8 protein-coding genes and 1 pseudogene are annotated in these 10,560 nt (G+C 68.5%); 8 read left to right on the top strand and 1 reads right to left on the bottom strand.

The genetic code is table 11. The features are described from left to right. Positions 1-294 (bottom strand): annotated as a pseudogene (locus BLP62_RS10065) (IS982 family transposase); the annotation flags it as partial. Positions 295-353: 59 nt separating this feature from the next. On the opposite strand from BLP62_RS10065, the gene BLP62_RS10060 reads away from it, so the two are divergent. The 8 genes from BLP62_RS10060 (at position 354) to BLP62_RS10025 (ending at position 10,534) form a co-directional block, all read left to right on the top strand. After that, positions 354-1,223: a RodZ domain-containing protein gene (locus BLP62_RS10060; RefSeq protein ID WP_093008230.1), complete on the top strand. Its 870-nt coding sequence runs from the start codon at positions 354-356 to the stop codon at positions 1,221-1,223. 70 nt (positions 1,224-1,293) lie between these two features. Beyond that, a complete protein-coding gene (gene rimO / locus BLP62_RS10055; protein ID WP_093008229.1) occupies positions 1,294-2,598 on the top strand; it encodes a 30S ribosomal protein S12 methylthiotransferase RimO in 1,305 nt (434 codons plus the stop codon). A gap of 12 nt (positions 2,599-2,610) precedes the next feature. Further along, positions 2,611-3,948, top strand: coding sequence for a Trk system potassium transporter TrkA (gene trkA, locus BLP62_RS10050; RefSeq protein WP_093008228.1), 1,338 nt, complete (start codon positions 2,611-2,613; stop codon positions 3,946-3,948). After that, positions 3,920-5,392, top strand: a complete 1,473-nt coding sequence (locus tag BLP62_RS10045) for a TrkH family potassium uptake protein (protein WP_093008227.1) — start codon at positions 3,920-3,922, stop codon at positions 5,390-5,392. Before trkA ends, BLP62_RS10045 begins: the two co-directional genes overlap by 29 nt. A gap of 24 nt (positions 5,393-5,416) precedes the next feature. After that, a complete protein-coding gene (gene glgP / locus BLP62_RS10040; protein WP_093008226.1) occupies positions 5,417-7,873 on the top strand; it encodes an alpha-glucan family phosphorylase in 2,457 nt (818 codons plus the stop codon). 29 nt (positions 7,874-7,902) lie between these two features. Further along, complete coding sequence (locus BLP62_RS10035) at positions 7,903-8,667, top strand: ABC transporter substrate-binding protein (protein WP_093008225.1); 765 nt, start codon at positions 7,903-7,905, stop codon at positions 8,665-8,667. A gap of 50 nt (positions 8,668-8,717) precedes the next feature. After that, positions 8,718-9,506, top strand: coding sequence for an amino acid ABC transporter permease (locus tag BLP62_RS10030; protein WP_093008224.1), 789 nt, complete (start codon positions 8,718-8,720; stop codon positions 9,504-9,506). A gap of 80 nt (positions 9,507-9,586) precedes the next feature. After that, entirely contained in the window at positions 9,587-10,534 is a 948-nt protein-coding gene (locus BLP62_RS10025) for a TAXI family TRAP transporter solute-binding subunit (protein ID WP_093008223.1), read from the top strand. The last annotated feature ends 26 nt before the right edge of the window (positions 10,535-10,560 follow it).

Here is a 10,560-nt window from a genome sequence, read left to right as displayed (position 1 = left end):
CTGGTGGAGGTGCTTCCAGACCTGGGCCAGGAGGTGGAGGAGGGGGAGAAGGAGGGGGTAGAGGGCGTGGAGCCTGCGGTTGAAGCGGCTTGGGGAGGGGACGTGGGTGAAGAGGCCGAGGTCTTTGGCGAGGGCCAGGGCCTTGTTGTGCTTGCCGCCGAACTCTAGGGCGGCAAGGAGGGCGAGGGTGAGGATGGCGGAGGCGGGCGTTTTGGCTTGGGGGTCATCCTTGTAGCCCATGGCTTGCAGGGCGTCGTCTATAATGCAAAAGGCCGCTATGAGACGGGAAAGCATAGCGGCCACTATTTTTTCAGATCCAGGGGATAGGTAGCAACTTGGGTTAGAATAGGCGTGTGTGCGAGCTGGGGGAGCGGCTTAAGCGGGCCAGGGAGGAGCGGGGCCTCACCCTGAAGGAGGCGGCGCGGCAGCTCGCCCTGAAGGCCGAGGTCCTTAAGGCCTTGGAGGAATGCCGCTTTGAGCAGCTTCCCGAGCCTCCCCTGGCCCGGGGGTACCTGCGGCGCTACGCCCTCCTCCTCGGCCTGGACCCCGAGCCCCTCCTGGCCCTCTACCCCGCTTCCCCCTCCCTCCCCCCTCCCCCTCCCAGGGCCAGGAGGGGGGGGCCGCCCTGGGGCCTTCTCCTCGCCCTCCTCGCCCTTTTGGGCCTGGGCTACGGGGCCTACCTCCTCCTTAGGCCGCGCCCCGTCCAGGTGGTGGAGCTCGCCCCCGAGCCCCCGCCCCAGGCCCCCGAGCGCTACCCCCTAAAGGTGTCCTCCGAGCCCCCCGGGGCCCGGGTCTATCTGGACGGCTTCTACCTGGGCCAGACCCCCCTGGAGACCCCCCCCGTGGAAGGGGGAAGGCGGCTTTTGCGCCTGGAGCTTCCCGGCTACGAGCCCGTGGAGGAGGAGCTCGCCCTGGAGGGCCCCCGCGCCCTCGCCTACCGCCTTAAGCCCCTCCCCCAGGCCCCTTCGCCGCCCCAAGAGGCTTCCGCCTCCTCGGGGGCGGGGAAGCTCGTCCTAAAGGTGGAGGGCCGCAGCTGGCTTCGGGTCACCCAGGGGGAAAAGCGCCTTTACGAGGGCATCCCCGAGGTGGGGGCCGAGCTCGCCTTTGACCTGCCGGTGGAGGTGCGCTCCGGCAACCCGGGGGCGGTGCGGGTCATCCTGGAGGGGAAGGACCTCGGGCCCATGGGGGAGCCCGGCAAGCCCCTCACCCGCCGCTTCCCCTAGCTCCCTTTCCCGAAAGCCCGCCCGTGGCTATACTCTTTTTTTGTTGGGGCCCGTGGGCCCTAGGAGGCGTATGGCGAAGATCGGCTTCGTAAGCCTGGGGTGCCCCAAGGCCTTGGTGGACTCCGAACAGATCCTTTCCCGCCTGAAGGCCCTGGGCTACGAGACGAGCCCGAGCTACCAGGAGGCGGAGCTCGTCATCGTGAACACCTGCGGCTTCATCACCCCCGCGGTGGAGGAGAGCCTCGAGGCCATCGGCGAGGCCCTCAAGGAGAACGGCAAGGTGGTGGTCACGGGCTGCCTGGGGGCGCGCCCGGAGAAGATCCGGGAGCGCCACCCCCAGGTGCTGGCCGTCACCGGCCCGGGGGAGGTGGAGAAGGTGCTCGAGGCGGTGCAGGAGGTCCTCCCCGCGCCCCGGGACCCCTTCTTGGACCTCATTCCTCCCCAGGTCAAGCTCACCCCGAGGCACTACGCCTACCTCAAGCTCTCCGAGGGGTGCGACCACCGCTGTAGCTTCTGCATCATCCCTAAGCTCCGGGGAAGGCTCCGCTCCCGGGACGCCGCCCAGGTGCTCGCCGAGGCGGCAAGGCTCGTGGCCACGGGCACCAAGGAGCTCCTCCTCATCGCCCAGGACCTCTCGGCCTACGGGGTGGACCTGGGGCACCGGGAGAGCCTCTGGGGGGACCGGCCCGTGCGGGCGGAGCTTAAGGACCTCCTCGCCCACATGGCCGAGCTCGGGGCCTGGATCCGGCTCCACTACGTCTACCCCTACCCCCACGTGGGGAAGCTTCTGCCCCTGATGGCCGAGGGGAAGGTGCTCCCTTACCTGGACGTCCCCCTGCAACACGCCTCCGAGCGCATCCTTCGCCTCATGCGCCGGCCGGGCGGCTACCAGAGCCACCTGAAGACCCTGAAGGCCTGGCGGGAGGTGGTGCCCCACCTGGCGGTCCGTTCCAGCTTCATCGTGGGCTTTCCCGGGGAAACCGAGGAAGACTTTGAACTCCTTCTGGAGTTCCTCGAGGAGGCGGAGCTGGACCGGGTGGGGGTCTTCACCTACTCCCCGGTGGAGGGGGCGGAGGCCAACGCCCTTCCGGGACACGTGCCCGAGGAGGTGAAGGAGGAGCGCAAAGCCCGTCTCCTGGAGCTCCAGGCCCGCATCAGTCTGAGGAAGAACCAGGGCTTTGTGGGCAAGACCCTGGAGGTGCTGGTGGACGAGCTCCCCGAGCCTGGGCTCGCCGTGGGCCGCAGCTACCGCGACTCCCCCGGCATAGACGGCCTGGTCTACGTGGAAACCGACGGCACGGTGCGGGTGGGGGAGAGGGTCCAGGTGCGCATCATTCGGGCCGACACCTACGACCTCCACGGGGTCCAGGTTTAGGATAGGGGCGGTATGTACATCGTCATCGCCGGGGGCGGAGAGGTGGGCGGGGAGCTGGCCCGCACCCTGGAGAAGACCCACGAGGTGGTGGTCATTGACCGGAACCCCCAGGCCCGGGAGCGCTTCGCCTCCTTGGACGTGAAGGTGGTGGTGGGGGGGGCCACGGACCCCGACACCCTGAGGGAGGCCGGGGTGGACCGGGCGGACCTCTTCATCGCCAGCACCGATTCCGACGAGATCAACCTTCTCGCCTCCCTCCTCGCCAAGGGGCTTGGGGCCAAGGAGGCCTTCTGCTTCGTGGGCAAGGGGGGGTATGTGGAGGTCCTCACCGACCCCCGCACCGCCGAGATCCTCGGGACCCGCATAGACAAGGTCCTCTGGCCCCAGCGGGCCATGGCCCGGGAGATCGTGGAGGTCATCCTCCTCCCCGGGGCGGTGGACGCGGAGCTTCTGGCCGAGGGGCGGCTCCGCTTCGTGGAGTACCGGGTCAAGGAGGGGGGGCCCTACGCCCACCGCCTCCTCTCCGAGCTCTCCTGGCCGGAGGGGGTTTTGGTGGTGGGGGTGGTGCGCCACGGGGAGTTTCTGGGCTTCGCCCACCCCGCCTTTCCTGAGCTGGTCCTGGAACCCGGAGACAAACTCCTCTTCGCCACCACCTCCAAGGCCTTTCCCGAGCTGGAGGCCTGCTTCGCCTCGGGCCGGGGGGTGCGTCGGGTGATGGTCCTGGGGGGAGGGAACGTGGGCTTCATGGTGGCCCAGGAGCTCCTGCGGCGGCGGATAGAGGTGGTCGTCATTGAGCCCAACGGGGAGCGGTGCCAGTGGCTGGCCCAGGAGCTGCCGGGGGCCCTCGTCATCCAGGGGGACGGCACCGACCTGGAGCTTTTGCGGGCCGAGGGGATGGCGGAGGCCGACGCCGTGGTGGCCGTCACCGACAACGACGAGAAAAACCTCCTGGCCTCCCTCCTCGCCAAGCAGTTTGGGGTGGGCAAGGTCATCACCCGGGTTTCCCGCCCTGAGACCCGCATGCTCTTTGAGGAGGTGGGGATTGACCTGCCCCTCACCCCGCGCCAGGCGGCGGTGCGGGCGGTGCTGGACTTCCTGGGCCCGGAGAACGTGGAGCACGTCTCCACCATGGACGAGAACATTGAGCTTCTGGAGGTGGAGCTTCCCGAGAGTTTCGCGCCCAAGCCCCTGGAAGGGCTGGCGGCGCCCCGGGTGGCCCCCATCGCCCTGGAGCGGGACCACCGGGTGATGCTCTACCGGGAGGGCCTCGAGGCCCTCCCTGGGGATCGGCTCTTCCTGGTGGTGGCCCGGGAGGTGGCGGATGAGGTCGTGGCCCGGATCCTCGGCTAAGGGGGGCCTCCGCGGCACCCTCTACCTCCTGGGGCTCACCTACCAGGGCTTTGGGGCGCTGTTCCTGGGCTTCGCCTTCCTGGCCTTGGCCCTGGGGGAGGACGTCCGGGGCTTCGCCCTGGCCGCCCTCTTGGGCCTCGGCCTCGGGCGGGCCTTCCAGGCCCTGGGGCACCCCGAGGCCCAGCCCCGCCGGGCTGAGGTCTTCGCCAGCGTGGCCCTCTTGTGGCTCGCCGTCCCCCTTCTGGGGGCGGTGCCCTACTGGGTCTCCGGGGGCCTGGGCTACCTGGACGCCCTCTTTGAGGCGGTCTCCGGCTTCACCACCACGGGGGCCACGGTGCTTTCCGACTTCGGCTCATTTGGGCGAAGCCTCTTCCTCTGGCGGAGCTTTACCCAATGGATGGGCGGCATCGGCATCGTCCTCCTCTTCCTGGTGGTCTTCCCCCAGCTCCAGGTGGCGGGCCGCCAGGCCTTCTTCGCCGAGGCCACCGGGGTGGAGAAGGAGAAGCTCACCCCCAGGCTCCGCCACACCGCCCAGGCGGTGCTCCGGGTCTACCTCCTCCTCACCGCCTCGGCCTTCTTGGCCTACTTGGGGACCGGGGTTCCCGCCTTTGAGGCCTGGGCCAACGCCCTGGCCACCACCCCGGCCGGGGGGTTCAGCCCCAACCCCCAAAGCTTCGCGGCCTACCCGCCCCTGGCCCAGTGGATGGGGACCTTCTTCATGTTCTGGGCGGGGGTGAACTTCCTCCTGCAGTACCGCCTCCTCTTTGGCCGGGAGGCGAGGCCCCTTTTGGGGGACGCGGAGTTCCGGGCTTACGCGGCCTTGGTGTTGGCGGCGAGCGGGCTTCTCGCCTTTTACCTCTACACCCACCACCTCTATGGCCTCGAGGAGAGCCTCCGCCACGGCTTCTTCCAAGTGGTCTCCATCCTCACCACCACGGGCTTCGCCAGCGTGGACTTTGCCGGGTGGGTGGTCCCGGCCCAGGCCATCCTGGTCCTCCTCATGTTCGTGGGGGGAAGCGCGGGCTCGGGGGCGGGTGGGGTCAAGGTGGTGCGCTGGCTCCTCCTTTTCGGCTTCCTCCGCCGGGAGATCACCCGCACCCTCCATCCCCAGGCGGTGCTCCCCTTGCGCCTGGGGCAGAGGGTGATTCCTGAGGAGGCCCTGAGGCAGGTTTCCGTCTTCGTCTTCCTCTACACCCTTCTCTTCACGGCGGGCACCCTGCTCCTGGCCCTTTTGGAGGGGGACTTCGTGGTGGCCTTCACCGCCAGCGCCCAGGCCATCGGCAACATCGGCCCAGGCCTCGGCGAGGTGGGGCCCATGGGCTCCTACGCTGGGCTCCATCCCCTCTCCAAGGCGGTCCTCATCCTCCTGATGTGGGCGGGGCGGATTGAGATCCTGCCCGTGGCCCTCCTCCTGAGCCCCGAGCTTTGGCGGCGCCTCCGCTAAGCGCCTCGGGTATAATCCACCCCCGTGAGGACCCTAGGACATATCACCGCCATGCCCGAGCTCCCTGAGCCCCTAAAGGGCCTGAAGGAGCTCGCCTACAACCTCTGGTGGAGCTGGAACCCCGAGGCGGCCGAGGTTTTCCAGGAGGTGGACCCTTCGCTTTGGAAGCGTTTCCGCGGCAACCCCGTGAAGCTCCTCCTGGAGGTGCCCCCCGCCCGCCTCGAGGCCCTGGCCACGGGCGGCTACCCGGCCCGCGTCCAGGGGGTGGTCCAGGCCCTTCGGGCCTACCTGGAGGAGCGTAAGGGGCCAAAGGGCCCCCTCACCGCCTACTTCTCCGCCGAGTACGGCTTTCACAGCTCCTTGCCCATCTACGCCGGGGGGCTTGGGGTCCTGGCCGCGGACCACGTGAAGGCGGCGAGCGACCTCGGCCTCCACCTGGTGGGGGTGGGGATCTTCTACCACGAGGGCTACTTCCACCAGCGCCTCTCCAAGGAGGGCGCCCAGGTGGAGGTCTACGAGCCCTTGCGCCCCGAGGAGCTTCCCCTTTTGCCCGTGCAGGACCGGGAGGGCAGGCCCCTTAGGGTGGGCGTGGAGTTCCCCGGGCGCACGGTGTGGCTTTCCGCCTACCGGGCGCAGGTGGGGGCGGTGCCCGTCTACCTCCTCACCACCGACCTCCCGGAAAACGCCCCGGAGGACCGGGAGATCACCGCCAGGCTCTACGCCCCGGGGCTGGAGACCCGCCTGAAGCAGGAGATGGTCTTGGGCCTTGGGGGGGTGCGGCTTCTTCGGGCCTTGGGCCTTCGCCCCGAGGTCTTCCACATGAACGAGGGCCACTCGGCCCTCTTGGGCCTGGAGCGGGTGCGGGAGCTGGTGGCGGAGGGCCACCCCTTCCCCCTGGCCCTGGAGCTCGCCCGGGCGGGGGCCCTCTTCACCACCCACACCCCGGTGCCCGCGGGGCACGACGCCTTTCCCCTGGAGCTCATAGACCAGTACCTGGGCCACCTCTGGGAGAGGCTTGGGGCGGACCGGGAGGCGGTGTTGGCCTTGGGCCTCGAGGAGAGGCCCTGGGGCAAGGTCTTTTCCCTGTCTAATCTGGCCCTAAGGACCAGCGCCCAGGCCGGGGGGGTGAGCCGCCTCCACGGGGAGGTTTCCCGGAAGATGTTCCACCACCTCTGGGCAGGCCTCCTGGAGGAAGAGGTGCCCATCGGCCACGTCACCAACGGGGTCCACACCTGGACCTTCCTCCACCCAAGGCTTCGCCGCCACTACGCCGAGGTCTTCGGCCCCGAGTGGCTAAAGCGTCCCGAGGACCCCTCCACCTGGAAGGTGGAGGGCCTGGGGGAGGAGTTTTGGCGGATCCACCGGGAGCTTCGGGCGGAGCTCGTCCGCGAGGTCCGGCAGCGCCTCTACGAGCAGCGCCGCCGCAACGGGGAAAGCCCAAGCCGCTTGCGGGAGGCCGAGCGCCTTTTGGACCCCGAGGCCCTGACCATCGGCTTCGCCCGGCGCTTCGCCACCTACAAGCGGGCCATCCTCCTCTTCAAGGACCCGGAGCGCCTCCTGAAGATCCTGCGGGGCCCCTACCCGGTGCAGTTCGTCTTCGCCGGGAAGGCCCACCCCAAGGACGAGCCCGGCAAGGCCTACCTGCAGGAGCTCGTGGCCAAGATCCGGGAGCTCGGCCTCGAGGACCGCATGGTGGTGGTGGAGGACTACGACATGTACCTGGCCCGGGTGCTCACCCACGGCTCCGACGTCTGGCTCAACACCCCGAGGCGGCCCATGGAGGCCTCGGGCACGAGCGGCATGAAGGCGGCCCTCAACGGGGCCCTCAACCTGAGCGTCCTGGACGGCTGGTGGGCGGAGGCCTTTAACGGCAAAAACGGCTTCGCCTTCGGCGACGGCCGGGTCTACGAGAGCGAGGAGGCTCAGGACGCGGCCGACGCCCAGGCCCTCTACGACGTCCTGGAGTCCGAGGTGCTTCCCCTCTTCTACGCCAAAGGCCCCGAGGGCTACTCCGCGGGCTGGCTGGCCATGATCCACGAGAGCCTGCGCACCGTGGGGCCCAGGTTCAGCGCCGCCCGCATGGTGCGGGAATACCTGGACCTCTACCAAAAGGGCGCGGAGATGGCGGCGCGGGCCCGGCGGGAGGTCAAGGTCCTGGAGGCCTTCCACCAGGCCCTCCCCGCCTTCTTCGCCCTGGGGCTTCGGGTGGAGGCCCCGGGCCACCTCACCCTGAACGGGGAGCCTCTTTGGGTGCGGGCCTGGGTGGAGGGGGAGGTGCCCGAGGCCCTGAGGCCTTTCCTCGAGGTCCAGCTGGTGGTGAGGCGCAGCACAGGGGAACTGGAGGTGGTCCCCCTGGCCCCCTCCCAAGAGGGGTACGAGGGGAGCTTCCGCCCCCACCGTCCGGGAAGCTACGCCTACGGGGTGCGCCTGGCCCTGAGGCACCCGGTCACGGGGCGGGTGGCCTGGGTGCGGTGGGCCTAGTGTATAATCCCCCCCGTTAGGAGGTGAGCGTGAAACGGTTTGCCCTTTGGCTCGGAGTGTTGGCCCTCGGCTTGGCCTTGGCCCAGGTGCGGAGCTTTGACGAGATCCGCCGCTCTGGGCAGATCCGCATCGGCACGGAAGGGGCCTTCCCCCCCTTCAACTACTTTGACGAGAAGAACCAGCTCACGGGCTTTGAGGTGGACCTCGGCAACGCCATCGCCCAAAAACTCGGCCTCAAGCCCGTCTGGATCGCCCAGTCCTTTGACAGCCTCCTCATCCAGCTCAACCAGGGGCGCTTTGACTTCGTCATCGCCTCCCACGGCATCACCGAGGAGCGGGCCAAGGCCGTGGACTTCACCAACCCCCACTACTGCACGGGCGGGATCCTCGTGAGCAAGAAGGGGGGGCCTAAGACGGCCAAGGACCTCCAGGGCAAGGTGGTGGGGGTGCAGATCGGCACCACCTACATGGAAGCTGCCCAAAAGATTCCCGGGGTCAAGGAGGTGCGCACCTACCAGAAGGACCCCGACGCCCTCCAGGACCTCCTCGCGGGCCGCATAGACGCCTGGATCACCGACCGCTTCGTGGCCAAGGAGGCCATCAAGGAGCGGAAGCTGGAGAACACCCTTCAGCTTGGGGAGCTGATTTTCCAGGAAAAGGTGGCCATGGCCGTGGCCAAGGGGAACAAGGGCGTGCGGGACGCCCTCAACCGGGCCCTGGCCGACCTCATGAAGGACGGCACCTACGCTCAGATCTCCAAGAAGTGGTTCGGCGAGGACGTGCGCTGCCGCTAGCCCTTTCCTAGGCCCTGGGGCGGGAAGGCCCCAGGGCCTACCCTCGGAAGATGCGCTTCCTTTCGCGCGTTCTCCTCTTTCTCGCCCTTCTCGCCCTGGGCTACGTGGCCTTTTTCGCCCTTCTAGGTCTGGCCCTGGAGCGGTACTTCCTCCTCATGGGCTTTGGCCCCGAGCGGGCGGCCTCCGCGGGGCAGGCCATGGCCCAGGGGGCGGAGGTCACCCTCAAGCTCACCCTGCTCTCTGGGGGGGCGGGGCTTGTCCTTGGCGTTTTGGCGGGGATCGCCCGCCTCTCCCTTCGGCCTTGGGTGCGGCTTCCCGCCGCCTTTTACATCTGGGTTACCCGGGGGACGCCCCTTCTCGTCCAGATCCTCTTCACCTACACCGCCCTTCCCCTTCTCCTAAGGCCCATCTGGCCCGAGGCCCAGCAGGCCCTCACCCCCTACTGGGCGGCCTTCTTGGCCCTCGCCTTCAACGTGGGGGCCTACAACGCCGAGGTGGTGCGGGCCGGGATCCAGGCCATCCCCAAGGGGCAGTGGGAGGCGGCCTGGTCCTTGGGGCTTTCCCCTTTGGACACCATGCGCTTCGTCGTCCTGCCCCAGGCCTTGCGGATCGTGGTGCCCCCCTTGGTCAACAACGTGGTGGCCCTCCTCAAGGACTCCTCCCTGGCCAGCGTCATCACCCTCACGGAGCTCGCCCTTTCGGGCCAGCGCATCATCTCCGCCACCTTCCGGCCCGTGGAGGTCTATTTGGCCGTGGCGGCCATCTACCTCCTCCTCACCACGGCGCTCACCCTTTTCACCGACCGCCTCGAGGCCCGCCTCAAGGTGGCGGGGCGATGAGGCCCATCCTGGCCTGTGGGAGGGCTTGTCGCGGGTAGACCTCCGGGGTATACTGGCCGAGGCCTAAAGGAGGTGGTTTTATGCGGAAAAAAGTGCTTTTGGCGGCTTTAGCCTTCCTCGGCCTGGGAGTGGCCCAGGAGTTCCTCACCATCGGCTCCGGTTCCACCACTGGCGTGTACTTCCCCGTGGCCACGGGCATGGCCAAGCTGGTGAACGACGCCAATGTGGGCCTCCGGGCCAACGCCCGCTCCACCGGGGGAAGCGTGGCCAACATCAACGCCATCGCCGCCGGAGAGTTTGAGATGGCCCTGGCCCAGAACGACATCGCCTACTACGCCTACCAAGGCTGCTGCATCCCCGCCTTTGAGGGCAAGCCGGTGAAGGGGATCCGGGCCCTCGCCGCCCTCTACCCCGAGGTGGTCCACATCGTGGCCCGGGCCGACGCCGGGATCCGCACCGTGGCCGACCTCAAGGGCAAGCGGGTGGTGGTGGGCGACGTGGGCTCCGGCACCGAGCAGAACGCCCGGCAGATCCTCGAGGCCTACGGCCTCACCTTTGACGACCTCGGCCAAGCCATCCGGGTGAGCGCCACCCAGGGCATCCAGCTCATGCAGGACAAGCGGGCGGACGCCCTCTTCTACACCGTGGGCCTGGGGGCTTCCGCCATCCAGCAGCTCGCCCTCACCACCCCCATCGCCCTGGTGGCGGTGGACCTGAACCGCATCCAGACCATCGCCAAGAAGTACCCCTTTTACGTGGGCTTCAACATCCCCGGCGGGACCTACAGGGGCGTGAACGTGACCACCCCCACCGTGGCGGTCCAGGCCATGCTCATCGCCTCGGAAAAGCTCTCCGAGGAGACGGTGTACAAGTTCATGAAGGCGGTTTTCGGCAACCAGGAGGCCTTCAAGAAGATCCACCCCAACCTGGAGCGCTTCTTTGATATACGGAAGGCGGTGAAGGGGTTGCCCATCCCCTTGCACCCGGGGGCGGAGCGCTTCTACAAGGAGCTGGGGGTCCTGAAGTAGGCTGAGAAGGAACGCCCTGGGGGCCC

The sequence above is a fragment of the Thermus arciformis genome (genome assembly GCF_900102145.1).
GTDB classification, from domain to species: domain Bacteria; phylum Deinococcota; class Deinococci; order Deinococcales; family Thermaceae; genus Thermus; species Thermus arciformis.
This window is presented reverse-complemented; position numbering and strand designations above follow the sequence as displayed.

Bases quoted from the DNA above. Each gene is read 5' to 3' on its own strand.
- BLP62_RS10025 (WP_093008223.1), top strand. From the start codon at position 9,587: ATGCGGAAAAAAGTGCTTTTGGCGGCTTTAGCCTTCCTCGGCCTGGGA.
- rimO (WP_093008229.1), top strand. From the start codon at position 1,294: ATGGCGAAGATCGGCTTCGTAAGCCTGGGGTGCCCCAAGGCCTTGGTG.
- BLP62_RS10030 (WP_093008224.1), top strand. From the start codon at position 8,718: ATGCGCTTCCTTTCGCGCGTTCTCCTCTTTCTCGCCCTTCTCGCCCTG.
- BLP62_RS10045 (WP_093008227.1), top strand. From the start codon at position 3,920: ATGAGGTCGTGGCCCGGATCCTCGGCTAAGGGGGGCCTCCGCGGCACC.
- trkA (WP_093008228.1), top strand. From the start codon at position 2,611: ATGTACATCGTCATCGCCGGGGGCGGAGAGGTGGGCGGGGAGCTGGCC.